The following is a 26,500-nucleotide window of genomic DNA, read 5'->3' as shown; positions in this document are numbered from 1 at the left end:
TAGAACATACCCAGGATATTGCATAATATTGCTCATATCAGATATGAGATGAACACATGAATTAAAAAGCGATTATATAATTCGCTAAAATAAAAGCGTCAGCTTTTTTAATAAGAAGCCAAACTAATTAATGCTAAATTAACTTTAGTCTATTGCTTTAATTATTAAAAACGTTTCATCTCAAGCATATCACGACAAATTAATACGCCGAGTGAATTGCAACTCATAAAGCCGTATTTATACAGAACGTCACGTTTGGCCTGATGAATGTATTTCGCCGAAAGCTTATGGCTTTCGACCACATCCTCGACAGGATAACCATTACCAAGACTCGTGAAGATATCGACGATTTTCTGCGACACCTCTTTCCTTTTTCGATCGTAAGGTGCTAGCTTTGCTTTTTGCAATAGCAGCAGCAGATCTCTGGCGTTCAATTTTTTGGGCGCGAACCAAGGAAAGCAATTGCGCGTTGTCGTGACAACTGGCATATCGAGCAGGATAAGCAGACGGCAATTCTTTTTATACGCAACTCGCATCAACAAGCTGCGAGTTTTACTATTATCTACCGCCAGCACAACTACATCTCCCGCTTCGGGAGAGAAATTTCGCGTTTTCTCGGGATTGAGAAAGAATGAAGAGCCTGCTATTTCTTGCGTGATCTCTTTTATACCAGACAGCAGCATTCCGTCATCAGAAATGAAGTAGTGCTTCATATCACGAAGTCCTTTTATTAAACTTTCGTCCTGATGCTGCGCAGAATTTTCCTGGCAGCTCAGAAAAAATTATTTCCTGTCGCCAATAATAGTTTTTTTATTCAAAAGATAAAGCAGGTTATCCCACTCAATTTAATTAAGAAAACCCTAATCAAAAATGGACATTAAAATTATCACAGCCGTGATAATCCATTTTAAACATATAAAGCAAATCATTAACCTATTGAAAAACATACAAATAACTTATTGGTTAGCCATAATTCGCTGATTTCACATGAGGAAGCGTAAAAAAACCACTATAAAGAGTATGATTTTTGACCTTCTCATGGGTTTTAATTTCATTATTATAACAATTTTAATTTTTATAAAGACTTAATGGTAAGAATCACTAATGAATTTTAGGGCATTATCTCAAGTCTTTATCCTGGTTATAAATTATTTGCACTGGCATTTTCTTAAGGCTTTATCCTGGTTTTTTGGGCGTCCTGGTCTGACCTCACCTGACTGTAATAACTTTCCTGCCCGTATATTGATCAGCCACAACGGCATTTTTGGGAAAATCCCCCAGGAATAACGCGTAAGATAATGCTGTTTTTAATCTACGAATGCCCTTAAAAATCATTAATTGTGAGCTATCCAGCAAACTGGACGCGGGCAATCATCTGGCACAGTCCCCCTATATCGTTTACCGCAGAAGGATTGTATGTCTCAGATATCCAACCTTGTGATACAGGAAAAGCATAGATAATAGGTTACACTGTTTTACACAATGTTGTTTATACGTATCTTTCTTTATATTAGAAACACTTAATCAGGTTAAATCCGCACGGGCTGATAAAACATTTGTAAAAACAATACAACATCTCGATCGGGGATAAACGTAAAATGGAGTGTATACAGGAAGAGTAAACGAATGCAGAGTGTGTAGCGGGAAAGGCGTATTCTGGCATCCACAGCCAGTTAACGACACAGGATAAACAAGCGGGACTAAAGAATAACTACCTCAGAAGTTCTTCTCTGTAGGCTGCCACGTACAGAAATCTTCATTGGCGACTAACAGCAGCTGCGCGCCTTCCGGCCCTTCTAACCACGCCACGCTCACCTCTGCTGAGGAGTGGCGCTGACGATTCTCAATATGGCTTAAGGCTAGCGAGTCCAGCTCTGGCTTAACGGTTTGCCCTTCACAGGTGGTAACGGAACCGTTGTTATGCCAGCGGCCCTGGTACAGCACTACACGCCCCTGGCGCAGCGCATCGCTGGTCTGACGGAGCTGGTCGGCACGATAGCGGTAGAGCGCTATCTGATCGCTGGAGATTTGCTGCTTCTGCGCGTTCACCTCCCGCTGCATAAAGCTTAGCTCGCCGCGATCATCAAACCGGACGCGAATGTGCTCAGGCGGCTCGCCGTACACATTAAGCTCGATCAGGCTAAGCTCATCGCCCTGCCAGCGATATTCGCTCAGAGAGGTATTTCCGCGCTGCCACGGGCTAAAGGCGACAAGCAGATGGGTTTCAGTGTCCGTATCTTTGCGCCAGATACGCATCGCGCCCTGGTCACCGGCATAGCCGCTGGCCGTAAAAGGGGGTAAGGAGGAGTGATGGCTACATGCGGTAAGCAACAGCCCGCCCGCCAGCGTAAGCGCACGCCGCCAGGAAAACAAAAGGGGCCGTAAAGCCCCTTCGTTAAAACTGTTCACCGCCACGCGTCTTACTTAACTGCGTCTTTCAGTGCCTTACCAGAAACAAATGCCGGTACGTTAGCTGCGGCGATTTTGATCTCTTTACCGGTCTGCGGGTTGCGGCCAGTACGCTCAGCGCGGTGGTTCACTTTGAAGGTACCGAAACCTACCAGTTGTACAGCATCGCCTTCTTTCAGAGACTCAGTAATCGCAGTCAGGGTGGATTCCAGAGCAGCTTTCGCCTGCGCCTTAGACAGATCAGCCTTGTCTGCAATTACATCAATCAGTTGAGTCTTGTTCATAAGTTATCCTTTCAATGTGTTTATCGCTTGCTAAGCATCGAGTGCGACGGAAATGCCAGAAAAGCACTCTCCTGCATACACGCACCGATAGCCACTTTTTTTCGCCCCCCAAATGTAGACCAGACGGGGGGGAGAAGGGAAGCCTCCCTGGACGACAAAACAGGCGTTAAATCACGTTTTGTTGTCTCATTGCTGCAAATTTATACCGATATTACTCTCACCAGCCTCACGCAGGTCTGCGCGCAGGCCTTTAATCAGTTCAATATCGCGTTCTTCGCAGGCGGCTAAAAGTCGGAAAATCTCCCACTGGATATCCCATTCCTGCTCTACAGCCGGGTTTTCTTTGAGCTCATCATCGGTCATTTCCCGCCCCTGCTGGGTCATTTCCAGCATCGCTACCGTGGTGATGGAGGTCTTGCTGACCTCTATCGCGTACTCCAGTGATTCACCGCTAAGTAACGCATGGAGCAAATCGCTTAGCGCCACGCAGGCATCAATTGCCGGGTAAACGCCGTACAGATCATAATCGTCGGCTGATGGTATCGCCTCTTCCAGCTTTTCCAGCTGGCTGTCGAAATTCACCTTTGCGTCTTTGACCGTCAGCGTTTCCCACACCAGGTCGAGAATACGCCGGTAGAGCTGTGGATCGCCAAACGCGGTCTCCTTACAGAACATCGCGTAATTGGGGTACATGCGCTCGCACAGGCTGGCCATAAAGGCGACATGCTGCCAGCTGGCCAGTCTCTCCATGCGCAGGTGAATGGGGTTTTGTAACATGATGAGTTCCCGGATGCAGAAATTAGCGGCAGTGTACCTGAATCAACGCTGAATTTCCTGCCAACGCGTAAAGGCCGGACGGCCAGAGGCCACCGCGTCCGCCCAGCGGGTCGGCTCAGGTAGACGATACCCCTTCATACAGCGCTGTACCCACGCCAGCGCCGTATCCGTGCTGACCCGGTGCCCTGTCGCGACAAACAGCGGGTTGCAGCGCGCCTTGCTGCGCCAGACCCATGCCAGCTGCTCGCCTTTGTCCATCAGCGGCGCCAGCGCGCCGGGCTCGTCAGAGAGCGGTTCGAACTTGCCGCACAGGCGCTTTTTCGCCACGCCAATCGTGGGCACGTCCACCAGCAGGCCAAAATGGCTGGCAACGCCGAGACGGCGCGGATGCGAAATACCGTGCCCGTCAACAAACAGCAGGTCGGGTTTTTGCGAAAGCTGTTCCCACGCCGCCAGCAGCGCGGGATATTCACGAAATGAGAGAAAGCCGGGGATATAGGGCATGGTGGTGGCGATACGCGCCACTTTATACTCGACCAGTTCTAGTTCAGGCCAGGTCAACAGCACCATTGCGGCGCGCGTCACCTCTCCGCCCTGCTCGAATCCTACATCCGCGCCGCCTATCAGGGCGGGGGGATCTTTTTCCAGCCGATCCTCGCGGGAAACCGATGAGGCAAGTTCGATTTGCTGAGCGCGTAGCGACGCCAGATCCATATTTTCTCCTTAGCGGTGGTATTGCGCGGACAACCGGTGCACAGCCTCCACAAACGCGCCAGCGTGTTCTGGCGGGACATCCTGATGAATACCGTGTCCGAGGTTAAAAACGTGCCCTTCGCCCTGGCCGAAACCTGAAAGTATAGACGCCACTTCCTCCTCGATGCGTGCCGGAGGCGCATAAAGCATTGAGGGGTCCATATTGCCCTGGAGGGCCACTTTGTCGCCTACCCGGCGGCGCGCGTCGGCAATATCGGTCGTCCAGTCCAGCCCCAGCGCGTCACAGCCGGTTTCCGCCATCGCTTCCAGCCACTGTCCGCCGCCCTTGGTGAACAGCGTGACCGGCACGCGGCGACCGTCGTTTTCACGCAGCAGGCCATCGACGATTTTATGCATGTAGTACAGGGAGAACTGCTGATAGTCGCGCCCGGTGAGCACGCCGCCCCAGGTGTCAAAAATCATTACCGACTGGGCGCCCGCTTTGATCTGCGCGTTAAGATAGAGCGTGACGCTTTTCGCCAGCTTGTCGAGCAGCGCGTGCAGGGTCTGCGGGTCGGCGTACATCATTTTTTTGATGACAGTAAAGGCTTTGCTGCTGCCCCCCTCCACCATATACGTCGCCAGCGTCCATGGGCTGCCGGAGAAGCCAATCAGCGGCACTTCGCCCTTCAGTTCACGGCGAATGGTACGCACGGCGTTCATCACGTAACCCAGCTCCTGTTCCGGGTCGGGAACGGGCAGCTTGTCGACATCGGCTTTGCTCTGGACAGGAGAGGTAAAGCGTGGGCCTTCACCCGTTTCGAAGTACAGGCCCAGCCCCATGGCGTCCGGGATAGTCAAAATGTCTGAGAAGAGGATCGCCGCATCCAGCTTGTAACGGCGCAGCGGCTGCAGGGTCACTTCGCAGGCCAGCTCGGCGTTTTTGCACAGCGACATAAAATCCCCGGCCTGCGCGCGGGTCGCTTTATACTCCGGCAGATAGCGGCCGGCCTGGCGCATCATCCATACTGGCGTAACATCGACTGGCTGGCGCTGCAGCGCGCGGAGATAACGATCGTTCTTCAGGGTCATTTTTACATTCCTTTAGCGTTAATGCGCCAAGTGTAACATGTCACTCAAAGTCTGACCGACACAATGCCACCGTGTCTTCAATCAGCCGACGGGCGACGGTGCCGGGCGGCGGTAGCAACGGTAAATCGTCATAGCGATACCAGCCCGCGTCAATCAGCTCTTTCGGGTCGATAACAATATCGCCGCTGTCGTACTCCGCCATAAAGGCGGTCATCAGCGACTGGGGGAACGGCCACGGCTGGGAGGTGACATAGCGCAGGTTTTTCACTTTGACGCCACTCTCTTCCATCACCTCGCGCGCAACGGCCTGCTCCAGCGTCTCCCCCACTTCGACAAAGCCCGCCAGCACGGTATAGATACCGTTACGGTGGCGGGTATGCTGCGCCAGTAAAATTTTGTCCTGATTGCGGATAGCGACGATGATGCACGGGGCGATTTGCGGGTAATAGCGCTCACGGCAGTTGTCGCACAGCATCGCCCACTCTGTTTTGCTGGGGTGCATCGTGTGGCCGCAGTAGCCGCAAAACTTATGCGAACGGTAGAACTCCGCCAGCTGAACGCCACGCCCGGCAAGCTGGAATAACCCCACGTCCTGATCGATCACCTGCCGCACCGACCCCATATCCTGGCGACGGATCTGGCGCACCAGCCACACCGGTTCCCCCTCCCATTCGCCGATTTTTAGTGCGCTTTGGCCCGCAAGATCGAAATTTCCTGCCCTGCCATGTGGTAATTCTCCAGCGGGCAACCATAATTTTTGTTCATGGCTTATGATCCACCAGCCATGATCTGAAGATTCGATAATACGATGCATTTTGTTGCACTACCTCGAGTGATGGCATTTTGTTAACATTATTATTACATCCGGGTGAGCTTTTTTAATCTTAATATTGCGGAGTCAATTATGCTAAACCAGTTAGAAAGCCTGACAGAGCGCGTTGGAGGAAGTAATAAACTGGTCGATCGCTGGCTGAATAGACGCAAGCAATTACTGGTTTCTTATTACAATCTGGTTGGCATAAAACCAGGCAAAGGTTCGTTTATGCAGCTTAATGAGAAAGCGCTGGACGAGTTTTGCCATAACCTGGTTGAGTACCTTTCCGCCGGACATTTCAATATTTATGAACGGATTATTGATGAAATGGAAGGGACCAGCCCACTTTTTGCCGCCACGCAGATTTACCCTCTTCTGGAGGCCAACACAGTGGAAATCATGAAGTACTATGATTCCAGCCTTGAACAATCGATTGACGATGACAACTGCCTGGAGTTCCAGGAGGCGCTGTCCGCTATCGGTGAAGCGCTGGCCGCCCGCTTTACGCTGGAGGACAAACTCATTGTGCTGGCCTTTGATAATAATCTCAACGAGAGCGCCAATGACGAAAGCGACATGGCCCGCCCTGCTTGAGTTCTTTTTCGTTAGCGAGTAATTTACATACAGCCCCCGATTGTTGAGGGGCCATTTTCTTGTCGGAGTGCCAGATTTCCACACAATCCGTTGTGATGCGTGAAGCGGCAAGTCAGTGAACCGCCAGGAGCTTACATAAGTAAGTGACTGGTGTGAGCTGACGCAGCCAACGCAGAGACAGCGCAAAGGATGAAGTGGAAGTTTCCACAAAATCATTTGTGATGTATCAAGGCGGCAAGTCGGTGAATCGCCAGGAGCTTACATAAGTAAGTGACTGGTGTGAGCTGACGCGGCCAACGCAGAGACAGCGCAAAGGATGAAGTGGAAAAGGCTGAGACCGTTAATTCGGGATCCGCGGAACCTGATCAGGTTAAAACCTGCGAAGGGAACAAGAGTAATCCAGCTTTATGCGGCTGCCTTTGCGGGCGGCGCACATCTATTACTCCATCCGTCGTCTGACAAGCCACGTCCTTACTTTTATGGAATGAGCTATGTCTGCAACTAAACTGACCCGCCGCGAGCAGCGCGCGCAAGCCCAACACTTCATCGACACGCTGGAAGGCACCGCCTTTCCCAACTCAACACGGATCTATATCACCGGTTCGCAGCCGGATATCCGCGTCCCGATGCGCGAGATCCAGCTTAGCCCAACGCTTACTGGCGGCAACAAAGATAACCCCCAGTTCGAGGCCAATGAAGCCGTGCCGGTATACGACACCTCCGGCCCCTATGGCGACCCGGATATTGCCATCAACGTCCAGCAGGGACTGGCAAAGCTGCGCCAGCCATGGATTGACGCGCGCAACGACAGTGAAGCGCTCAGCGATCGCAGCTCCGCGTATACCAAAGCGCGCCTGGCGGATGACGGGCTGGACGCGCTGCGCTTCACCGGCCTGCTGACGCCAAAGCGCGCCAGAGCCGGACGCCGGGTCACCCAGCTGCACTATGCCCGTCAGGGCATCGTCACGCCGGAGATGGAATTTATCGCCATTCGTGAAAACATGGGCCGGGAGCGCATCCGTAGCGAAGTGCTGCGCCACCAGCACCCAGGCGTTGGCTTTGGCGCGCGCCTGCCGGAAAACATCACGGCGGAATTTGTCCGCGATGAAGTAGCCGCCGGTCGCGCGATTATCCCCGCCAACATCAACCACCCGGAATCCGAGCCGATGATCATTGGCCGCAACTTCCTGGTGAAGGTCAACGCCAACATCGGCAACTCGGCGGTGACTTCGTCTATCGAAGAAGAGGTGGAAAAGCTGGTCTGGTCGACGCGCTGGGGGGCGGACACGGTAATGGACCTCTCTACCGGGCGCTATATCCACGAGACCCGCGAGTGGATCCTGCGTAACAGCCCGGTACCGATCGGCACCGTCCCGATCTACCAGGCGCTGGAGAAGGTCAACGGGATCGCCGAAGATCTTACCTGGGATGCATTCCGCGATACGCTGCTGGAACAGGCGGAACAGGGCGTCGACTACTTCACCATCCACGCCGGCGTGCTGCTGCGCTACGTGCCGATGACGGCGAAACGCCTGACCGGGATTGTTTCGCGCGGCGGGTCGATCATGGCGAAATGGTGTCTGTCCCACCATCAGGAGAACTTCCTCTACCAACACTTCCGCGAGATCTGCGAAATCTGCGCCGCCTATGACGTCTCCCTCTCGCTGGGCGACGGTCTGCGCCCCGGCTCCATTCAGGATGCCAACGACGAGGCGCAATTTGCCGAGCTGCACACGCTGGGCGAACTGACCAAAATTGCCTGGGAGTACGACGTGCAGGTAATGATTGAAGGCCCGGGGCATGTGCCGATGCAGATGATTCAGCGCAACATGACCGAGGAGCTGGAGCACTGCCATGAAGCGCCGTTCTACACCTTAGGGCCGCTGACCACCGATATTGCGCCAGGCTATGACCACTTCACCTCCGGGATTGGCGCGGCGATGATCGGCTGGTTCGGCTGCGCGATGCTCTGCTATGTCACGCCGAAAGAGCATCTCGGCCTGCCGAATAAAGAAGATGTGAAGCAGGGACTCATCACTTACAAAATCGCCGCCCACGCCGCCGATCTGGCCAAAGGCCATCCGGGGGCGCAAATCCGCGATAACGCGATGTCGAAAGCGCGCTTCGAATTCCGCTGGGAAGATCAGTTCAACCTGGCGCTCGACCCGTTTACCGCCCGCGCTTACCACGACGAAACCCTGCCGCAGGAGTCTGGCAAAGTGGCGCATTTCTGTTCCATGTGCGGGCCAAAATTCTGCTCGATGAAAATCAGCCAGGAGGTCCGCGACTACGCCGCCGCGCAGGCGATCGAAGTGGGCATGGCGGATATGTCCGAGACTTTCCGCGCCAGAGGCGGCGAAATCTACCTCAAAAAAGAGGAGGCGTAATGTACCAGCCTGATTTCCCACCGGTTCCCTTTCGTCTGGGGCTGTACCCGGTTGTCGACAGCGTCGCGTGGATTGATCGCCTGCTTGACGCGGGCGTGCGCACCCTCCAGCTGCGCATCAAAGATAAGCGCGACGAGGAGGTCGAGTCTGACGTGGCGGCAGCCATCGAACTGGGCCGTCGCTATCACGCCCGGCTGTTTATCAACGACTACTGGCGGCTGGCAATCAAGCACGGTGCCTACGGCGTGCATCTGGGGCAGGAAGATCTGGAAACGACCGACCTGAACGCAATCCAGGCGGCGGGCCTGCGCCTCGGGGTTTCAACTCATGATGATATGGAGATCGACGTCGCACTCGCCACACGCCCCTCTTACATCGCTTTAGGCCATGTCTTCCCAACGCAGACCAAGCAGATGCCTTCCTCGCCGCAGGGGCTCACACAGCTGGCGCGGCATATTGAGCGTCTGGCGGACTACCCTACCGTAGCCATTGGCGGTATCAGCCTTGAACGCGCCCGAGAGGTGCTCGCAACCGGCGTCGGCAGCATTGCCGTAGTCAGCGCCATCACCCTGGCCAAAGACTGGCGCGCCGCTACCGCACAGTTACTCGATTATGCAGGAGTGGGCGATGAACGACCGTGATTTTATGCGCTACAGCCGACAAATTCTGCTCGGTGAAATAGCCGTTGAAGGGCAGCAGAGGCTGCTCAACAGCCGCGTGCTGATTGTCGGGCTGGGCGGTTTAGGCTCGCCTGCGGCGCAGTATCTGGCCGGGGCGGGCATCGGTACGCTGGTGCTGGCTGACGACGACGAGGTACACCTCAGCAATCTGCAACGGCAGATTCTCTACACCACCGATGATATTGCCCGGCCAAAATCGCAGGTCGCACAGCAGCGTCTGGCACGTATCAACCCGGATATCACGCTGATGGCGTTGCCGCAGCGGCTGTCCGGTGACGCCCTAAAGCTTGAGGTGGCGCGGGCAGATGTGGTGCTTGACTGCACCGACAATATGGCGACGCGCCAGGCGATCAACGCCGCCTGCGTGGCGCTGAATACGCCGCTGATTACCGCCAGCGCCGTCGGGTTTGGCGGCCAACTGATGGTGCTGACGCCGCCCTGGGAGCAGGGCTGTTACCGCTGCCTGTGGCCGGACGACAGCGAGCCGGAGCGCAATTGCCGCACCGCTGGCGTGGTCGGCCCGGTGGTCGGGGTGATGGGTACATTGCAGGCGCTGGAGGCGATCAAATTGCTCAGCGGTGCGGAAACATCTCCCGGCGAACTGCGCCTGTTTGATGGCAAATCCAGCCAGTGGCGTAGCCTGGCGTTACGTCGCGCCAGCGGCTGTCCGGTATGCGGAGGGCTACATGCGAATAGTGTTCAATGACGAGCCAATGCAGTGCGCAAGCGGGCTATCGGTATCCGAACTGCTGGCCCGGCTAAACCAGCTTAAGCCCGGCACCGCGCTGGCGCTGAATCAGCAAATCCTCCCGCGCGAGCAGTGGGAGCGGCAAATCGTGCAGGAAGGCGACCAGATCCTGCTTTTTCAGGTTATTGCAGGGGGTTGAAATGTTACGTATCGCAGATAAAACGTTTGATTCACATCTGTTTACCGGCACGGGGAAATTTGCCTCCGCGCAGCTGATGATTGACGCCATCCGCGCTTCGGGTAGCCAGTTGGTGACGCTGGCAATGAAGCGGGTGGATTTGCGCAAATCACATGACGCGATTCTGGCGCCGCTTGTCGACGCGGGCGTGACGCTGCTGCCCAACACCTCAGGGGCGAAAACGGCCGAGGAAGCCATTTTTGCCGCCCGGCTGGCGCGCGAAGCGCTTGGCACAAACTGGCTGAAGCTTGAAATCCATCCCGATGCCCGCTGGCTGCTGCCGGACCCCATCGAAACGCTGAAAGCCGCCGACGCGCTGGTAAAAGAGGGTTTTGTGGTGCTGCCCTACTGCGGCGCGGACCCGGTGTTGTGCAAACGGCTGGAAGAAGCCGGCTGCGCGGCGGTGATGCCGCTGGGCGCGCCGATTGGCTCTAATCAGGGGCTGGAGACGCGCGCGATGCTGGAGATCATCATCCAGCAGGCGGCCGTCCCGGTGGTGGTGGACGCCGGGATTGGCGTACCCAGCCACGCGGCGCAGGCGCTGGAACTGGGGGCGGATGCCGTGCTGGTCAATACGGCCATTGCGGTGGCGAACGATCCGGTGGCGATGGCGACCGCCTTCCGTCTGGCCGTTGAGGCTGGATTACTGGCGCGCCAGGCGGTACCGGGACGTCGCAACGCCTTTGCCAGCGCCACCAGCCCGCTGACCGGCTTTCTGGAGGCGGCGGTATGAAAACGTTCACGGATCGCTGGCGGCAGCTTGACTGGGACGACATCCGCCTGCGTATCAACAGCAAAACCTCCGCCGACGTCGAACGGGCGCTGAGTGCCCACACGCTCAGCCGCGACGATATGATGGCGCTGCTGTCGCCTGCGGCCAGCGCGTATCTTGAACCGCTGGCGCAGCGTGCGCAGAGGCTGACCCGCCAGCGCTTCGGCAATACGGTGAGCTTTTACGTTCCGCTCTATCTTTCCAATCTGTGCGCCAACGACTGTACCTACTGCGGATTTTCGATGAGCAACCGTATCAAGCGCAAGACGCTGGATGAGGCTGAGATTGCGCGAGAGTGCGACGCCATTCACGAGCTGGGTTTTGAGCATCTGCTGCTGGTTACCGGCGAACACCAGGCGAAGGTGGGAATGGACTATTTTCGACGCCATCTTCCCGCTATTCGCCGCCAGTTTTCGTCGTTGCAGATGGAAGTGCAGCCGTTATCGGAGGGGGAATATGCCGAACTAAAAACGCTGGGGCTGGATGGCGTGATGGTCTATCAGGAGACGTATCACGAACCGGTCTACGCTCAGCACCACTTGAAAGGGAAAAAACAGGACTTCTTCTGGCGGCTGGAGACGCCGGACCGGTTGGGGCGCGCGGGTATCGATAAAATCGGCCTTGGCGCGCTGATTGGTCTCTCCGACAGCTGGCGGGTGGACTGTTTTATGGTCGCTGAGCACCTGCTCTGGCTACAACAGCACTACTGGCAAAGCCGGTATTCCATCTCCTTCCCGCGTCTGCGACCCTGCACGGGTGGAATTGAACCCGCGTCAATCATGGATGAACGCCAACTGGTGCAGACCATTTGCGCCTTTCGTTTGTTCGCGCCGGAGATTGAGCTGTCGCTCTCCACGCGGGAGTCGCCGTGGTTTCGTGACCACGTTATCCCCCTGGCCATTAACAACGTCAGCGCCTTCTCGAAAACGCAGCCTGGAGGCTATGCGGACGGTCGTCCGGAGCTGGAGCAGTTTTCTCCGCACGATGACCGTCACCCCGAGGCGGTTGCCGCGGCGCTGACGGCGCTGGGCCTCCAGCCGGTATGGAAAGACTGGGATAGCTTTTTGGGGCGCGTTTCGCAGCGTGACGGCAATGTTGCAGTAGACCTTTAATAGTGTGGAAGCCCGCTTCCGGAACGTAAAGCGAGCCGTTGAGCACGCCGCGCGTCTTCCCTACTCTTCCCCGGTCAGCAGCAGTTGCTGGCCGGGGTGGACACTCCTCTCGCTGCCACCCCGCCTCCCTTCCCGGCCAGCCTGATTCGCGCTTTTTGCGTCGATATCCGCCGTTTCGTCAAATGGTTGTAACCGGTTTCAGAGACCATAGTGAATGTTTGTGATGCCAGACACACATTCAGGGCGTTGCGGTTGTGGGGGCAGACCGCGCGGGATAATTATCAGATATCCCATCCACATCGAGGCTGACTATGAAAAACATCGTTTTATGCTGTGCTGCGGGGATGTCCACCAGCATGCTGGTTCAACGCATGAAAGACGCAGCGCAGAAAAAAGGGGTTGAGGTTTCTATAAAGGCCGTGCCTGTGGCGGAGTTTAAAGACAATATCGCCACGGCAGATATTGTGTTGCTGGGGCCGCAGGTGAAATATGAACTGGCTAAGCTTCAGGAACAGGCCGAACCGCTTGGCAAGAAAGTCGCAGTGATCGATATGATGGATTACGGCATGATGAAAGGCGACGCCGTGCTGGAAAAAGCGCTCAAACTGATGGAGTAAACGCATGGAAGATTTAGAGACAATCATTATGGAGCTGCTGGTTAATGCGGGCGCGGCGCGAAGCGCGGCCCTGACCGCCCTACAGCTGGCGCGCAAAGGCGATTTCGACGGCGCGGAAGAGGCGATGAAAGAGTCTCACGAGTTTGTAAAAGGCGCGCATAAAATCCAGACGCAGCTTATTGGGCTGGATGAAGGCTCCGGCAAGCTTCCGGTCAACCTGATTACCGTCCACTCGCAGGATCACTTAATGAACGCGATGGTCATTCAGGATCTGGCAGGCGATATGATTGAACTTTATAAAAGGCTGCCGCCGGCAAATTAATACGCTGTTTGATTACGGCACCGGCGCGATAGGCTTTCCATCGCGCCGGTGAAATATCTACGACAAAAAATCTTCGCGCTGCGGCGTAAAGGTATCCAGCAATGTTCCCGCCTCAAGGCAGACACAGCCATGAACCACGTTCGGCTTTTTATACAGCGTGTCGCCCGCTGCGACTTCCTTTGTTACGCCATCGATGGTGAAGTTAAAACGGCCCGATAAAACATAGGTAAGCTGCTCATGCGGATGGCTATGCAACGGGCCAACCGCGCCTTCTGTGAAATTCACCTCGACGGCCATCATCCCGCCAGCATGGGCCAGAATACGGCGGGTAACGCCATTGCCTAAATCTTCCAGAGTGGTTTCATTCTTATAAACAAACATGACCGCACCTCGCTAGAACGTACGCTTAATATTGAGAAACGCTGGCCGCTCAGAGAGGCGGCAGGATCGGGATCGCTACACCAGGCCAAAAGTATATGGGATAACGGCTTTCGGTAAGGGTAAAAACGCACGATGAAATGTGACGCACACGACTAAAACAACATTTCATTTTATTCGACCGTTTATTTTACTCCGTTGCGGAGCAAACCCTGACGGCGGTAAACACCCGGCGCTGGAAGCGGGCAGGATTTTAGAGAAGCAAAAAAAAACTGCACCCTGGTGGGTGCAGTTTCGCATGACGTTAAGGCGTCGGAACGATTACTCGTTGTCGGAACCGCCCAGGCCTGCATTCAGCAGCTCTGCCAGGCTGGCAGAAGCGTCTTCAGCAGTCACCTGCGGTGCCGCAGGGATTTCGCCCGCAGCGCGACGGCGCATACGATCCTGGTGGTACGCGTAACCGGTACCGGCCGGGATCAGACGACCCACGATAACGTTCTCTTTCAGGCCGCGCAGTTCGTCGCGTTTACCCGCAACGGCTGCTTCGGTCAGGACACGCGTGGTCTCCTGGAACGATGCCGCAGAGATGAAGGACTCCGTTGCCAGAGACGCTTTGGTGATACCCAGCAGATCGCGCGAGTAGGTAGCGCCAATCTTGCCGTTCGCTTCCAGTTCGCGGTTAGCGATCTTGACGCGGGAGTATTCAACCTGCTCGCCTTCCAGGAACTCAGAGCTACCTGCGTTTTCGATGGTGGCTTTACGCAGCATCTGACGAACGATAACTTCAATGTGCTTATCGTTAATCTTAACGCCCTGCAGACGGTATACGTCCTGTACTTCGTTAACGATGTAACGAGTAACAGCATGTACGCCACGCAGACGCAGAATGTCGTGCGGCGCTTCCGGACCGTCGGAAACCACGTCACCACGTTCTACACGTTCACCTTCGAACACGTTGAGCTGACGCCATTTCGGAATCATCTCTTCGTACGGATCGCTACCGTCTACCGGGGTGATAACCAGACGACGCTTCCCTTTGGTCTCTTTACCGAAGGAAATGATACCGCTGATTTCAGCCAGGATTGCCGGCTCTTTCGGACGACGTGCTTCGAACAGGTCCGCAACGCGCGGCAGACCACCGGTGATGTCCTTGGTACCGCCGGATTCCTGAGGAATACGCGCCAGGGTGTCACCAGAACTGATCTGTACGCCATCTTCCAGCTGTACAATCGCTTTACCCGGCAGGAAGTACTGAGCCGGCATGTCGGTGCCCGGGATCAGAACGTCGTTACCGTTGGCATCAACGATTTTCAGTGCCGGACGCAGGTCTTTACCGCCCGCGGTACGTTCCGCAGAGTCCAGAACCACCAGCGAAGAGAGACCGGTCAGTTCGTCGGTCTGACGCGTAATGGTCTGGCCGTCGATCATATCGGTGAAGCGGATGAAACCCGCCACTTCGGTGATTACCGGCATGGTGTGCGGATCCCAGTTTGCTACGGTTTCGCCGCCGGCAACCTGCTCGCCATCACCTTTCGCCATCACCGCGCCGTAAGGCACTTTATAGCTCTCTTTGGTACGACCGAATTCGTCGATCAGCTTCAGCTCGGTATTACGAGAGGTAACAACCAGCTTGCCTGCGGAGTTAACAACCGACTTGGCGTTGCTGAGTTTGATGCTACCTTTGTTTTTCACCTGGATGCTGGATTCAGCAGCCGCACGCGATGCCGCACCACCGATGTGGAACGTACGCATTGTCAGCTGTGTACCCGGCTCACCGATGGACTGTGCCGCGATAACGCCGATTGCTTCACCTTTGTTGATGATGTGGCCACGCGCCAGGTCACGACCATAGCAGTGCGCACATACACCAAAGTCGGTGTCACAGGATACAACGGAGCGTACTTTCACAGAGTCAACGGAGTTCGCTTCCAGCAGGTCACACCACTGTTCGTGCAGCAGGGTGTTGCGTGGAACCAGAATGTCCGCCGTACCCGGCTTCAGAACGTCTTCCGCAGTCACACGACCCAGTACGCGATCGCGCAGCGGCTCTTTAACATCGCCACCCTCGATAACCGGGGTCATGGTGATGCCTTCCAGCGTGCCACAGTCGTCTTCGGTGACAACCAGGTCCTGCGCCACGTCAACCAGACGACGGGTCAGGTAACCGGAGTTCGCCGTTTTCAGTGCGGTATCCGCCAGACCTTTACGCGCACCGTGCGTGGAGATGAAGTACTGGAGTACGTTCAGACCTTCACGGAAGTTCGCGGTGATCGGCGTTTCGATGATGGAGCCATCCGGCTTCGCCATCAGACCACGCATACCAGCAAGCTGACGAATCTGTGCCGCAGAACCACGCGCACCGGAGTCGGCCATCATGTAGATGCTGTTAAAGGAAACCTGCTGCTCTTCTTCACCTTTACGGTTGATAACCGTTTCGGTCTGCAGGTTATCCATCATCGCCTTGGATACGCGATCGTTCGCCGCGGCCCAGATATCGATGACTTTGTTGTAGCGTTCGCCCGCTGTTACCAGACCGGACTGGAACTGTTCCTGAATCTCAGCAACTTCGGCTTCCGCTTCGGCGATGATCTCGGCTTTTTTCGCCGGAATAACCATATCGTCGATACCAACGGATGCACCAGAACGCGCTGCATAGGCAAAGCCGGTATACATCGTCTGGTCAGCAAAGATAACGGTCGGTTTCAGGCCCAGAATGCGGTAACAGGTGTTCAGCATTTTGGAGATCGCTTTTTTGCCCAGCGGCTGGTTCACGATAGAGAACGGCAGCCCTTTCGGCACGATCATCCACAGGATCGCACGGCCTACGGTCGTGTCGATCAGGCTGGTTTTCGACGTAAATTCGCCTTCTGCGTTCTTTTCGAACTCAGTGATACGCACTTTTACGCGAGCGTGCAGCTCAGCCTGGCCAGAGCGGTACAGACGTTCCGCTTCTTTCGGGCCAGTCAGCACCATGCCTTCGCCTTTGGCGTTGATTTTGTCACGGGTCATGTAGTACAGACCCAATACCACGTCCTGAGACGGAACGATGATAGGCTCGCCGTTCGCCGGAGACAGGATGTTGTTGGTAGACATCATCAGCGCACGCGCTTCCAGCTGGGCTTCCAGCGTCAGCGGTACGTGAACAGCCATCTGGTCACCATCGAAGTCGGCGTTGTATGCCGCACAAACCAGCGGGTGCAGTTGGATAGCTTTACCTTCGATCAGAACCGGTTCAAACGCCTGAATACCCAGACGGTGCAGGGTCGGCGCACGGTTCAGCAGTACCGGGTGTTCGCGGATCACTTCGTCCAGGATATCCCAAACGACGGCTTCTTCGCGCTCAACCATTTTCTTCGCGGCTTTGATGGTGGTGGCGAGGCCACGCAGTTCCAGCTTGCCGTAGATGAACGGTTTGAACAGCTCCAGCGCCATTTTCTTCGGCAGACCGCACTGATGCAGACGCAGGTATGGACCTACGGTGATTACAGAACGACCGGAGTAGTCAACACGCTTACCGAGCAGGTTCTGACGGAAACGACCCTGTTTACCTTTGATCATATCGGCCAAAGATTTCAGAGGACGTTTGTTAGAACCGGTGATCGCACGACCGCGACGGCCGTTATCCAGCAGGGCGTCAACCGCTTCCTGCAGCATACGTTTTTCGTTGCGAACGATGATGTCCGGCGCAGCCAGATCCAGCAGACGTTTCAGACGGTTGTTACGGTTGATAACGCGACGGTACAGATCGTTGAGATCTGAGGTGGCGAAACGACCACCATCCAGCGGAACCAGCGGACGCAGATCTGGCGGCAGAACCGGCAGAACGGTCAGGATCATCCACTCCGGCTTGTTACCAGACTGCACGAACGCTTCCAGCAGCTTGATGCGCTTGGTCAGCTTTTTACGCTTGGTTTCGGAGTTGGTTTCGTTCAGCTCTTCGCGCAGAGTTTCACACTCTTGCTCCAGATCCATGCTCTTAAGCAGGGCCTGGATAGCTTCCGCACCCATCTTCGCGTCAAATTCGTCACCGAACTCTTCCAGCGCGTCCAGATACTGCTCTTCGGTCAGAATCTGGTTACGTTCCAGGTTGGTCATACCGCCTTCGATAACCACATAGGATTCGAAGTACAGTACGCGTTCGATATCGCGCAGCGGCATATCGAGCAGCAGACCGATACGGGACGGCAGAGATTTCAGGAACCAGATGTGCGCGGTCGGAGAGGCCAGCTCGATGTGGCCCATACGCTCACGGCGCACTTTGGTCTGGGTCACTTCAACGCCGCACTTCTCGCAGATTACGCCACGGTGCTTGAGACGCTTGTACTTACCGCACAGGCACTCGTAATCTTTTACCGGCCCGAAGATACGGGCGCAGAAAAGGCCGTCACGCTCAGGCTTGAACGTACGGTAGTTAATGGTTTCCGGCTTTTTAACTTCACCGAAAGACCATGAACGGATCATGTCTGGCGAAGCCAGAGCAATTTTGATCGCATCAAACTCTTCGGTTTTAGTTTGCGCTTTCAGAAACTTTAATAAGTCTTTCACGGATTTGCTCCCGTCGGAGTTAGCACACTCTGCTGTCGGATTTTACCCCGACAGCAGTGACCTGTTTGAGCGAGAATTACTCGTCTTCCAGTTCGATGTTGATACCCAGCGAACGAATCTCTTTCAACAGTACGTTGAAGGACTCTGGCATGCCCGGTTCCATCTGATGGTTGCCGTCCACGATGTTCTTATACATCTTGGTACGACCGTTGACGTCATCGGACTTAACGGTGAGCATTTCCTGCAGGGTGTAGGCGGCGCCGTATGCTTCCAGCGCCCACACTTCCATCTCCCCGAAGCGCTGACCACCGAACTGCGCCTTACCACCCAGCGGCTGCTGAGTAACCAGGCTGTAGGAACCGGTAGAACGCGCGTGCATCTTGTCGTCGACCAGGTGGTTCAGTTTCAGCATGTACATGTAACCGACGGTTACCGGACGCTCAAACTGTTCACCGGTGCGGCCGTCGAACAGGGTGATCTGACCGGAGGTCGGCAGGTCGCCCAGCTGCAGCAGCTCTTTAATTTCCGCTTCTTTCGCACCGTCGAAGACCGGCGTTGCGATCGGCATACCTTTTTTCAGGTTCTCAGCCAGACGCAGTACTTCTTCATCGCTGAAGGTGTTCAGGTCAACTTTCTGACGAACGTCGGCACCAAGGTCATACGCCTTCTGGATGAATTCGCGCAGTTTGGCGACTTCCTGCTGCTGTTTCAGCATGGCGTTGATCTTATCGCCGATACCTTTCGCAGCCATACCCAGGTGGGTTTCCAGAATCTGACCGATGTTCATACGAGACGGTACGCCCAGCGGGTTCAGTACGATATCTACCGGCGTACCGTTAGCATCGTGCGGCATATCTTCGATCGGGTTGATCTTAGAAATTACACCCTTGTTACCGTGACGACCTGCCATTTTGTCACCCGGCTGGATCTGACGTTTAACGGCCAGATACACCTTGACGATTTTCAGCACGCCCGGTGCCAGATCGTCGCCCTGAGTGATTTTGCGGCGTTTCGCTTCGAGTTTTTTCTCGAACTCGTGTTTCAGTTCGTCATACTGCTCAGCCAGCTGTTCCAGCTGATTTTGTTTCTCTTCGTCGGTCAGGCCCAGTTCCAGCCAGCGATCGCGCGGCAGTTTGTCGAGCTTCTCAGCTTCAACGCCGCCAGCAATCAGCACAGCACGGATACGGCCAAACAGACCGGCTTCAAGGATCTGCAGTTCTTCAGACAGGTCTTTCTTCGCCTGTTTGAGCTGCATCTCTTCGATTTCCAGCGCACGCTTGTCTTTTTCCACGCCATCGCGGGTAAAGACCTGAACGTCGATAACCGTACCGGAAACGCCGTTCGGGACGCGCAGAGAAGAGTCTTTAACGTCAGACGCTTTCTCACCGAAGATCGCGCGCAGCAGTTTCTCTTCTGGGGTCAGCTGGGTTTCACCTTTCGGCGTTACCTTACCCACCAGAATGTCGCCGCCGGTCACTTCCGCGCCGATATAAACGATACCGGATTCATCCAGTTTGGAGAGCGCAGCTTCACCCACGTTCGGGATGTCAGCGGTGATCTCTTCCGGCCCCAGCTTGGTGTCACGGGACACGCACGCCAGTTCCTGAATGTGGATGGTGGTGAAACGGTCTTCCTGGACAACACGCTCGGATACGAGGATGGAGTCTTCGAAGTTGTAGCCGTTCCACGGCATGAACGCCACGCGCATGTTCTGACCGAGCGCCAGTTCACCGAGGTCGGTGGACGGACCGTCTGCCAGCACGTCGCCGCGCTCAACCGGCTCACCCAGGGAAACACACGGCATCTGGTTGATACAGGTGTTTTGGTTAGAGCGGGTGTATTTGGTCAGGTTATAGATGTCGATACCTGCTTCGCCCGGGTACATCTCGTCTTCGTTAACTTTAATAACGATACGGGACGCATCCACGTACTGAACCAGACCGCCACGCTTAGCCACCGCAGTAACACCGGAGTCAACGGCAACAGCACGTTCCATACCGGTACCAACCAGCGGCTTATCAGCACGCAGAGTCGGAACCGCCTGACGTTGCATGTTCGCACCCATCAATGCACGGTTGGCGTCATCGTGTTCCAGGAACGGGATCAGGGACGCACCGACGGAAACCACCTGCTGGGTGGATACGTCCATGTAGTCAACCTGATCGCGGCTGAACAAGCTGGATTCGCCTTTGCTACGGCAGGTAACCAGATCTTCTTCGAAGTGGCCTTCTTCATCCAGGTTGGAGTTCGCCTGAGCGATAACGTAGTTGCCTTCTTCGATAGCAGACAGGTAATGAATTTCGTCGGTAACAACACCGTCGGTCACTTTACGATACGGGGTCTCAAGGAAACCGTATTCGTTAGTCTGTGCGTACACGGACAGGGAGTTGATCAGACCGATGTTCGGACCTTCAGGCGTTTCGATAGGACATACGCGACCGTAGTGAGTCGGGTGTACGTCTCGAACTTCAAAGCCTGCGCGCTCACGGGTCAGACCGCCCGGGCCGAGTGCGGAGATACGACGCTTGTGCGTGATCTCAGACAGCGGGTTGTTCTGGTCCATAAACTGAGACAGCTGGCTGGAACCGAAGAACTCTTTCACTGCCGCGGAAATCGGCTTGGCGTTGATCATATCCTGAGGCATCAGGGTATCCAGATCGCCCAGAGACAGACGCTCTTTCACCGCACGCTCTACACGTACCAGGCCAACACGGAACTGGTTTTCCGCCATTTCGCCAACGGAACGAATACGACGGTTGCCGAGGTGGTCGATATCATCCACTTCGCCTTTACCGTTACGAATATCGATGAGCTTTTTCATCACGTCGATGATGTCAGCTTTGCTCAGGATACCGGAGCCTTCGATTTCGTCGCGCAGCAGAGAACGGTTGAACTTCATACGACCAACCGCAGACAGATCGTAGCGGTCTTCGGAGAAGAACAGGTTCTCGAACAGGCCTTCTGCCGCTTCACGAGTCGGCGGCTCGCCCGGACGCATCATGCGGTAGATTTCTACCAGCGCGCTCAGACGGTCGTTGGTCGGGTCGATACGCACTGTCTCAGACATGTACGGACCGTGGTCCAGATCGTTGGTGAACAGCGTTTCGATACGCTTGTGACCTGCCTGGCTCAGTTTAGCCAGCAGATCCAGGCTCAGCTCCATGTTCGCCGGGCAGATCAGCTCGCCGGTAGATTCGTCGACATAGTCTTTAGAGGCGACTTTGCCTGCGATGTACTCAACCGGTACTTCAATGTGCTGAATCTCGTCTTTTTCCAGCTGACGAATATGGCGCGCAGTGATGCGACGGCCTTTTTCTACATACACTTTACCGTTAGCTTCGATGTCGAAAGATGCGGTCTCGCCACGCAGGCGTTCCGGCACTAGTTCCATCTGCAGCTTGTTGTCACGGATTTCAAAGACAACTTTTTCAAAGAACAGATCAAGAATCTGCTCAGTGGTGTAATCCAGCGCGCGCAGGATGATGGTCGCAGGCAGTTTACGACGACGGTCGATACGGACAAACAGGTTGTCTTTCGGATCGAACTCGAAGTCCAGCCAGGAACCACGGTAAGGAATGATACGCGCGTTATACAGTACTTTACCCGAAGAGTGGGTTTTACCTTTATCGGAGTCAAAGAAGACGCCAGGGCTACGGTGCAGCTGAGAAACGATAACGCGCTCAGTACCGTTAATTACAAAAGTACCGTTGTCGGTCATGAGCGGAATTTCGCCCATGTACACTTCTTGTTCTTTGATGTCTTTTACGGTGCCTTCCGGCGCTTCGCGCTCGTAGATCACCAGACGCAGTTTTACGCGCAGCGGTGCGGAATAGGTCACGCCACGGATCTGACATTCTTTAACGTCAAACACCGGCTCGCCAAGGCGATAGCTGACGTACTGCAGCTCGGAATTGCCGCTATAGCTTTGAATTGGGAACACGGAGCGGAAAGCCGCTTCCAGACCGTACTGCCCTTCAGGATCTTGCTCGATAAACTTCTGGAACGAGTCAAGCTGGATAGAAAGGAGATATGGAATGTCCAGAACTTGTGGACGTTTACCAAAATCCTTACGAATACGTTTTTTCTCGGTATAGGAGTAAACCATAGGGTTCCTCAGCTCGCTGACAAGTCGACCCACTCTGCCCATCGGAGGGACAGTTTATGCAACACTATTTTGTTGACCGGAAAATGGATACTTTCCGCAATGCCTGTTGCTATCACGCTTAAACCATTTCATTGCGATTTACACAGAACGGGCGCTCTGTCGCAGTATATTAAGTCGTCGATAGAAACAAGCATTGAAAGGCACAGCAGTAGTCAAACAGTGTGAAACGCTACTGGCGCCTTACAGCGCAAAAAGGCTGGTGACCAAAAAGTCACCAGCCATCAGCCTGATTTCTCAGGCTGCAACCGGAAGGGTTGGCTTATTTAACTTCAACTTCAGCGCCAGCTTCTTCCAGAGATTTTTTCAGAGCTTCGGCGTCGTCTTTGCTGATGCCTTCTTTCAGAGCGGCAGGAGCAGATTCTACCAGGTCTTTAGCTTCTTTCAGACCCAGGCCAGTTGCGCCACGTACTGCTTTGATAACAGCAACTTTGTTAGCGCCAGCGGCTTTCAGAATTACGTCGAATTCAGTTTTCTCTTCAGCAGCTTCAGCAGCCGGGCCAGCAGCAACAGCTACAGCGGCAGCAGCGGAAACACCGAATTTTTCTTCCATTGCAGAGATCAGTTCTACAACGTCCATTACGGACATAGCGGATACTGCTTCAATGATTTGATCTTTAGTGATAGACATTTAAATTGTTCCTGAATATCAGAATAAGTTTATACGTAAGCGAATGCTTTACAAAGATAACTGCGATTAAGCAGCTTCTTTCGCATCGCGTACAGCAGCCAGAGTACGAACCAGTTTGCCAGCAGAGGCTTCTTTCATGGTTGCCATCAGGCGTGCAATTGCTTCTTCGTAGGTCGGCAGGGTTGCCAGGCGATCGATTTGCGATGCCGGGATCAACTCACCTTCAAAGGCAGCGGCTTTGACCTCAAATTTTGCATTCGCTTTCGCGAAATCTTTGAACAGACGAGCAGCAGCGCCCGGGTGTTCCATAGAGTATGCAATCAGGGTCGGACCAACGAACGCGTCTTTCAGGCACTCAAACTGAGTACCTTCAACAACACGGCGCAGCAGGGTGTTACGAACAACACGCATGTAAACGCCGGCTTCGCGACCTGCTTTACGCAGTTCGGTCATTTTGTCTACAGTTACGCCGCGGGAATCCGCAACTACTGCAGACAGCGCGCCTTTGGCTACTTCGCTGACTTCAGCAACAATCGCTTGTTTGTCTTGAAGATTTAAAGCCATTAGCTTTGCTCCTGGATGTTTGCCAGAGCTTATGCTCTGGAACTCACTTCACTCTTCAGAATGAAGAGCGTCTTAATACGGTGAGCAGAAACAAGCCAAAGAGTACTTAAAAAGAGTCTTCAGGTTCTGTCACCGTCTACGCAGGGGATTAAGTCTTTTTCAAGACACCTGCGGTCTTGGACGGAGGCCTGGATTAGGCCAGGCTCCAACCGGATAATTCATTTAGTGGGCGAAGATTGTAGACAAATCCACCGCCCACGTAAAGCTAATCTTAGTTCGCGGAAGCGCTCAGACCAGCTTGATCAACGGCAACGCCAGCACCCATGGTGGTGGAGATGCTAACTTTCTTGATGTACACGCCTTTCGCCTGAGTCGGTTTTGCTTTTTTCAGCGCAACCAGCAGAGCTTCCAGGTTTTCTTTCAGTTTGTCAGCGTCAAAATCCACTTTACCGATGGTGGTATGGATGATGCCGTTTTTGTCGTTACGGTAACGAACCTGACCTGCTTTAGCGTTCTTAACCGCTTCAGCAACGTTCGGAGTAACGGTACCCACTTTCGGGTTCGGCATCAGGCCACGCGGACCGAGAACCTGGCCCAGCTGGCCAACAACGCGCATTGCATCCGGGGAAGCAATAACAACGTCAAAGTTCATTTCGCCTTTCTTGATCTGGTCAGCCAGATCTTCCATACCTACCAGTTCAGCGCCAGCAGCTTTAGCAGCTTCAGCGTTTGCACCCTGGGTAAATACGGCTACGCGAACGGAACGGCCAGTACCGTGCGGCAGTACAGTCGCGCCACGAACGTTCTGGTCAGATTTACGCGCGTCGATGCCGAGGTTAACGGCAACGTCTACGCTTTCTACGAACTTAGCGGTAGCCAGTTCTTTCAGCAGAGAGATAGCTTCGTTGATGTCGTACTGTTTGGTCGCATCAACTTTCTCACGGATCACACGCATGCGCTTGGTCAGTTTAGCCATTTCTTAGTCCTCCACTACCAGGCCCATGGAACGTGCAGTACCTTCGATGGAGCGAGTCATCGCTTCAACATCGGCACCAGTCATGTCGGCAGCTTTGGTCTGCGCGATTTCCTGCAGCTGAGCGCGGGAAATTTTACCAACTTTTTCTTTGTTCGGCTTGCCGGAACCAGACTTGATACCAGCCGCTTTCTTCAGCAGAACTGCTGCCGGAGGCGTTTTGGTAACGAAGGTGAAAGAACGGTCAGCGTAAACGGTAATAACAACCGGAATCGGCAGACCTTTTTCGATGGAATCAGTTTTCGCGTTGAACGCTTTGCAGAATTCCATGATGTTAACACCCTGCTGACCCAGAGCAGGACCAACCGGCGGACTCGGGTTTGCCATACCAGCTGCAACCTGCAGCTTAACGTAGGCTTGGACTTTCTTAGCCATTCTTAATTCCTCGAATTGGGTAATAGCGCTTCAGAGAAGCTCCCCGTGGTATAAAAAATCGTTTTACGGGCATAGCCCATAAAAACAAAAGGCGCGAAATTGTATGTCAATTTCGCGCCTTGTGCAACGATTTAATCGATGCTTTTTTGATCGCAGCCTTACGCTTTTTCGACCTGGCTAAAGTCCAGCTCTACCGGGGTCGCACGACCGAAGATGGAAACGGAAACCTTCAGACGAGATTTCTCGTAGTCTACTTCTTCAACCACACCGTTAAAGTCGGCGAACGGACCGTCATTAACGCGAACCATCTCACCCGGCTCGAACAGCGTTTTCGGACGCGGTTTATCACCCACTTGCTGCAGGCGGTTCATGATTGCGTCGACTTCTTTATCGCTGATAGGCGCCGGACGGTCGGATGTACCACCGATGAAGCCCATTACGCGCGGCACGCTGCGCACCAGGTGCCAGCTCGCGTCGTTCATGACCATCTGAACCAGTACATAACCCGGGAAGAACTTACGTTCGCTTTTGCGACGCTGGCCGCCACGGATCTCAACCACTTCTTCGGTTGGTACCATGACTTCGCCAAACAGCTCTTCCATGTTGTGTAATTTGATATGTTCACGCAGCGACGTGGCTACGCGACCTTCAAAACCGGAAAACGCCTGAACGACGTACCAGCGTTTTTTAGGAGCTTCAGACATCTCAGAACCTCAGGCCAGTGATAAAGGAAACGAGGCGAACCAGAATACCATCCAGGCCCCACAGAATAAGTGACATTACCGCGGTTACCGCAGCAACGATCAGTGTGGTGTGCAATGTTTCCTGGCGAGTCGGCCAAATTACCTTACGGACTTCGGTTCTCGCTTCACGGGCAAACGCAACGGTCGCTTTACCCTTTGTTGTCAACAGCGCGACACCACCTGCTGCAGCAATCAGAATAACAACTGCCAGCGCGCGCAGCGGCAGCATTATGTCACGATAAAGATAGTTGCCAACGATAGCTACGAGCAGCAGAACAACAACAACAACCCACTTCATCGCTTCCAGGCCGCGCCCGCTCCCTTGAGCTTCGGTATTCGCACTCATAAACCAACCTGTTACAAGAATCAGACAAACATTTTCGCCCCGCAGAAGCGAGGCAACCAAACCGAAATGCTCAGCGTTTCGGACTTAACGCTTTCTACAGAGCCTGTCTCAGCAATGATTATGACAAAAAAAATCACTGATGAGCCAGGTTCTGATTCGAGAGCGTGCAAAAAGGGCATCAAATGATGCCCTTTTCTTACGCATAGCGTCAAATGTTATCAGCGATTAGCCGAGAACTTTTGCT

The 26,500-nt window shown here is 54.4% G+C and carries 25 protein-coding genes; 9 read left to right on the top strand and 16 right to left on the bottom strand.

Annotation, left to right across the window (positions count from 1 at the left end; genetic code table 11):
* Nucleotides 1-164: 164 nt before the first annotated feature.
* The 7 genes from ENTHG_RS23590 to nudC form a co-directional block, all read right to left on the bottom strand.
* On the bottom strand, nucleotides 165-713 hold the full coding sequence (locus tag ENTHG_RS23590; RefSeq protein WP_044185984.1) for a hypothetical protein: 549 nt from the start codon (nucleotides 711-713) through the stop codon (nucleotides 165-167).
* A gap of 1,003 nt (nucleotides 714-1,716) precedes the next feature.
* Entirely contained in the window at nucleotides 1,717-2,409 is a 693-nt protein-coding gene (locus ENTHG_RS23585; RefSeq protein ID WP_106403381.1) for a DUF1481 domain-containing protein, read from the bottom strand.
* Nucleotides 2,410-2,420: 11 nt separating this feature from the next.
* Entirely contained in the window at nucleotides 2,421-2,693 is a 273-nt protein-coding gene (gene hupA / locus ENTHG_RS23580) for a nucleoid-associated protein HU-alpha (protein WP_044185979.1), read from the bottom strand.
* Nucleotides 2,694-2,879: 186 nt separating this feature from the next.
* Nucleotides 2,880-3,470 carry a YjaG family protein gene (locus tag ENTHG_RS23575; protein WP_044185977.1) on the bottom strand — a complete coding sequence of 197 codons (591 nt, stop codon included), beginning with the start codon at nucleotides 3,468-3,470 and terminating at the stop codon, nucleotides 2,880-2,882.
* Between the two features lie 42 nt (nucleotides 3,471-3,512).
* Nucleotides 3,513-4,184, bottom strand: coding sequence for a deoxyribonuclease V (nfi, locus tag ENTHG_RS23570; RefSeq protein WP_044185975.1), 672 nt, complete (start codon nucleotides 4,182-4,184; stop codon nucleotides 3,513-3,515).
* Nucleotides 4,185-4,193: 9 nt separating this feature from the next.
* Nucleotides 4,194-5,255 (bottom strand): uroporphyrinogen decarboxylase, encoded by a 1,062-nt coding sequence (gene hemE / locus ENTHG_RS23565; protein ID WP_044185973.1) that lies wholly within the window; start codon nucleotides 5,253-5,255, stop codon nucleotides 4,194-4,196.
* A 40-nt stretch (nucleotides 5,256-5,295) separates the two neighbouring features.
* Entirely contained in the window at nucleotides 5,296-6,069 is a 774-nt protein-coding gene (gene nudC, locus ENTHG_RS23560; protein ID WP_044185971.1) for an NAD(+) diphosphatase, read from the bottom strand.
* A gap of 90 nt (nucleotides 6,070-6,159) precedes the next feature.
* On the opposite strand from nudC, the gene ENTHG_RS23555 reads away from it, so the two are divergent.
* The 9 genes from ENTHG_RS23555 to ENTHG_RS23515 all read left to right on the top strand — a co-directional run bounded on the left by ENTHG_RS23555 (nucleotide 6,160) and on the right by ENTHG_RS23515 (nucleotide 13,479).
* Entirely contained in the window at nucleotides 6,160-6,663 is a 504-nt protein-coding gene (locus ENTHG_RS23555) for an Rsd/AlgQ family anti-sigma factor (protein WP_044185969.1), read from the top strand.
* Between the two features lie 491 nt (nucleotides 6,664-7,154).
* Entirely contained in the window at nucleotides 7,155-9,050 is a 1,896-nt protein-coding gene (thiC, locus tag ENTHG_RS23550) for a phosphomethylpyrimidine synthase ThiC (protein ID WP_044185967.1), read from the top strand.
* Nucleotides 9,050-9,691 carry a thiamine phosphate synthase gene (gene thiE / locus ENTHG_RS23545; protein WP_044185965.1) on the top strand — a complete coding sequence of 214 codons (642 nt, stop codon included), beginning with the start codon at nucleotides 9,050-9,052 and terminating at the stop codon, nucleotides 9,689-9,691. The genes thiC and thiE overlap by 1 nt, the downstream gene beginning before the upstream one ends.
* Nucleotides 9,678-10,436, top strand: coding sequence for a thiazole biosynthesis adenylyltransferase ThiF (gene thiF / locus ENTHG_RS23540; protein ID WP_044185963.1), 759 nt, complete (start codon nucleotides 9,678-9,680; stop codon nucleotides 10,434-10,436). Before thiE ends, thiF begins: the two co-directional genes overlap by 14 nt.
* Nucleotides 10,417-10,617 carry a sulfur carrier protein ThiS gene (thiS, locus tag ENTHG_RS23535; protein ID WP_044185961.1) on the top strand — a complete coding sequence of 67 codons (201 nt, stop codon included), beginning with the start codon at nucleotides 10,417-10,419 and terminating at the stop codon, nucleotides 10,615-10,617. Before thiF ends, thiS begins: the two co-directional genes overlap by 20 nt.
* Nucleotide 10,618: 1 nt before the next feature.
* Complete coding sequence (gene thiG, locus ENTHG_RS23530; RefSeq protein WP_044185959.1) at nucleotides 10,619-11,389, top strand: thiazole synthase; 771 nt, start codon at nucleotides 10,619-10,621, stop codon at nucleotides 11,387-11,389.
* Nucleotides 11,386-12,540, top strand: coding sequence for a 2-iminoacetate synthase ThiH (gene thiH, locus ENTHG_RS23525; RefSeq protein ID WP_044185957.1), 1,155 nt, complete (start codon nucleotides 11,386-11,388; stop codon nucleotides 12,538-12,540). The genes thiG and thiH overlap by 4 nt, the downstream gene beginning before the upstream one ends.
* 311 nt (nucleotides 12,541-12,851) lie before the next feature.
* Complete coding sequence (locus ENTHG_RS23520) at nucleotides 12,852-13,157, top strand: PTS sugar transporter subunit IIB (RefSeq protein WP_044185955.1); 306 nt, start codon at nucleotides 12,852-12,854, stop codon at nucleotides 13,155-13,157.
* Between the two features lie 4 nt (nucleotides 13,158-13,161).
* Nucleotides 13,162-13,479, top strand: a complete 318-nt coding sequence (locus tag ENTHG_RS23515) for a PTS lactose/cellobiose transporter subunit IIA (protein ID WP_044185953.1) — start codon at nucleotides 13,162-13,164, stop codon at nucleotides 13,477-13,479.
* Nucleotides 13,480-13,536: 57 nt separating this feature from the next.
* Here the strand turns inward: ENTHG_RS23515 and ENTHG_RS23510 are convergent, their stop codons facing one another.
* From ENTHG_RS23510 to secE, 9 genes are all read right to left on the bottom strand, one after another.
* Nucleotides 13,537-13,860 (bottom strand): cupin domain-containing protein, encoded by a 324-nt coding sequence (locus ENTHG_RS23510; RefSeq protein ID WP_044185951.1) that lies wholly within the window; start codon nucleotides 13,858-13,860, stop codon nucleotides 13,537-13,539.
* Between the two features lie 318 nt (nucleotides 13,861-14,178).
* Nucleotides 14,179-18,402: a DNA-directed RNA polymerase subunit beta' gene (gene rpoC / locus ENTHG_RS23505; protein ID WP_044185949.1), complete on the bottom strand. Its 4,224-nt coding sequence runs from the start codon at nucleotides 18,400-18,402 to the stop codon at nucleotides 14,179-14,181.
* Nucleotides 18,403-18,478: 76 nt separating this feature from the next.
* Nucleotides 18,479-22,507 (bottom strand): DNA-directed RNA polymerase subunit beta, encoded by a 4,029-nt coding sequence (gene rpoB / locus ENTHG_RS23500; protein ID WP_044185948.1) that lies wholly within the window; start codon nucleotides 22,505-22,507, stop codon nucleotides 18,479-18,481.
* A 319-nt stretch (nucleotides 22,508-22,826) separates the two neighbouring features.
* Complete coding sequence (rplL, locus tag ENTHG_RS23495) at nucleotides 22,827-23,195, bottom strand: 50S ribosomal protein L7/L12 (RefSeq protein ID WP_044185946.1); 369 nt, start codon at nucleotides 23,193-23,195, stop codon at nucleotides 22,827-22,829.
* Nucleotides 23,196-23,261: 66 nt separating this feature from the next.
* The gene (rplJ, locus tag ENTHG_RS23490; protein ID WP_007704673.1) at nucleotides 23,262-23,759 is read right to left on the bottom strand and encodes a 50S ribosomal protein L10; all 498 of its coding nucleotides are present in this window, start codon (nucleotides 23,757-23,759) and stop codon (nucleotides 23,262-23,264) included.
* Nucleotides 23,760-24,030: 271 nt separating this feature from the next.
* Nucleotides 24,031-24,735, bottom strand: a complete 705-nt coding sequence (gene rplA / locus ENTHG_RS23485) for a 50S ribosomal protein L1 (RefSeq protein WP_044185940.1) — start codon at nucleotides 24,733-24,735, stop codon at nucleotides 24,031-24,033.
* A 3-nt stretch (nucleotides 24,736-24,738) separates the two neighbouring features.
* On the bottom strand, nucleotides 24,739-25,167 hold the full coding sequence (gene rplK, locus ENTHG_RS23480; RefSeq protein ID WP_044185938.1) for a 50S ribosomal protein L11: 429 nt from the start codon (nucleotides 25,165-25,167) through the stop codon (nucleotides 24,739-24,741).
* Nucleotides 25,168-25,325: 158 nt separating this feature from the next.
* On the bottom strand, nucleotides 25,326-25,871 hold the full coding sequence (gene nusG, locus ENTHG_RS23475; RefSeq protein ID WP_001287521.1) for a transcription termination/antitermination protein NusG: 546 nt from the start codon (nucleotides 25,869-25,871) through the stop codon (nucleotides 25,326-25,328).
* A 1-nt stretch (nucleotide 25,872) separates the two neighbouring features.
* Complete coding sequence (secE, locus tag ENTHG_RS23470; RefSeq protein WP_044185936.1) at nucleotides 25,873-26,256, bottom strand: preprotein translocase subunit SecE; 384 nt, start codon at nucleotides 26,254-26,256, stop codon at nucleotides 25,873-25,875.
* Nucleotides 26,257-26,500: the final 244 nt, after the last annotated feature.

This window comes from Phytobacter massiliensis JC163 (assembly GCF_000321045.1).
Classification (GTDB): domain Bacteria; phylum Pseudomonadota; class Gammaproteobacteria; order Enterobacterales; family Enterobacteriaceae; genus Phytobacter_A; species Phytobacter_A massiliensis.
Note: the sequence above shows the minus strand (reverse complement) of the source record. Positions and strands in the feature narration are given on the sequence as shown.

Excerpts from the sequence above, each read along its gene's own strand:
- ENTHG_RS23515 (WP_044185953.1), top strand. The coding sequence starts at position 13,162 with ATGGAAGATTTAGAGACAATCATTATGGAGCTGCTGGTTAATGCGGGC.
- rplJ (WP_007704673.1), bottom strand. The coding sequence starts at position 23,759 with ATGGCTTTAAATCTTCAAGACAAACAAGCGATTGTTGCTGAAGTCAGC.
- ENTHG_RS23575 (WP_044185977.1), bottom strand. The coding sequence starts at position 3,470 with ATGTTACAAAACCCCATTCACCTGCGCATGGAGAGACTGGCCAGCTGG.
- nudC (WP_044185971.1), bottom strand. The coding sequence starts at position 6,069 with ATGCATCGTATTATCGAATCTTCAGATCATGGCTGGTGGATCATAAGC.
- thiC (WP_044185967.1), top strand. The coding sequence starts at position 7,155 with ATGTCTGCAACTAAACTGACCCGCCGCGAGCAGCGCGCGCAAGCCCAA.
- ENTHG_RS23520 (WP_044185955.1), top strand. The coding sequence starts at position 12,852 with ATGAAAAACATCGTTTTATGCTGTGCTGCGGGGATGTCCACCAGCATG.
- thiH (WP_044185957.1), top strand. The coding sequence starts at position 11,386 with ATGAAAACGTTCACGGATCGCTGGCGGCAGCTTGACTGGGACGACATC.
- thiG (WP_044185959.1), top strand. The coding sequence starts at position 10,619 with ATGTTACGTATCGCAGATAAAACGTTTGATTCACATCTGTTTACCGGC.
- ENTHG_RS23590 (WP_044185984.1), bottom strand. The coding sequence starts at position 713 with ATGAAGCACTACTTCATTTCTGATGACGGAATGCTGCTGTCTGGTATA.
- thiS (WP_044185961.1), top strand. The coding sequence starts at position 10,417 with ATGCGAATAGTGTTCAATGACGAGCCAATGCAGTGCGCAAGCGGGCTA.
- nusG (WP_001287521.1), bottom strand. The coding sequence starts at position 25,871 with ATGTCTGAAGCTCCTAAAAAACGCTGGTACGTCGTTCAGGCGTTTTCC.
- rplK (WP_044185938.1), bottom strand. The coding sequence starts at position 25,167 with ATGGCTAAGAAAGTCCAAGCCTACGTTAAGCTGCAGGTTGCAGCTGGT.
- hupA (WP_044185979.1), bottom strand. The coding sequence starts at position 2,693 with ATGAACAAGACTCAACTGATTGATGTAATTGCAGACAAGGCTGATCTG.
- secE (WP_044185936.1), bottom strand. The coding sequence starts at position 26,256 with ATGAGTGCGAATACCGAAGCTCAAGGGAGCGGGCGCGGCCTGGAAGCG.
- ENTHG_RS23510 (WP_044185951.1), bottom strand. The coding sequence starts at position 13,860 with ATGTTTGTTTATAAGAATGAAACCACTCTGGAAGATTTAGGCAATGGC.
- ENTHG_RS23555 (WP_044185969.1), top strand. The coding sequence starts at position 6,160 with ATGCTAAACCAGTTAGAAAGCCTGACAGAGCGCGTTGGAGGAAGTAAT.
- rplL (WP_044185946.1), bottom strand. The coding sequence starts at position 23,195 with ATGTCTATCACTAAAGATCAAATCATTGAAGCAGTATCCGCTATGTCC.
- thiF (WP_044185963.1), top strand. The coding sequence starts at position 9,678 with ATGAACGACCGTGATTTTATGCGCTACAGCCGACAAATTCTGCTCGGT.
- thiE (WP_044185965.1), top strand. The coding sequence starts at position 9,050 with ATGTACCAGCCTGATTTCCCACCGGTTCCCTTTCGTCTGGGGCTGTAC.
- hemE (WP_044185973.1), bottom strand. The coding sequence starts at position 5,255 with ATGACCCTGAAGAACGATCGTTATCTCCGCGCGCTGCAGCGCCAGCCA.
- nfi (WP_044185975.1), bottom strand. The coding sequence starts at position 4,184 with ATGGATCTGGCGTCGCTACGCGCTCAGCAAATCGAACTTGCCTCATCG.
- rpoB (WP_044185948.1), bottom strand. The coding sequence starts at position 22,507 with ATGGTTTACTCCTATACCGAGAAAAAACGTATTCGTAAGGATTTTGGT.
- rplA (WP_044185940.1), bottom strand. The coding sequence starts at position 24,735 with ATGGCTAAACTGACCAAGCGCATGCGTGTGATCCGTGAGAAAGTTGAT.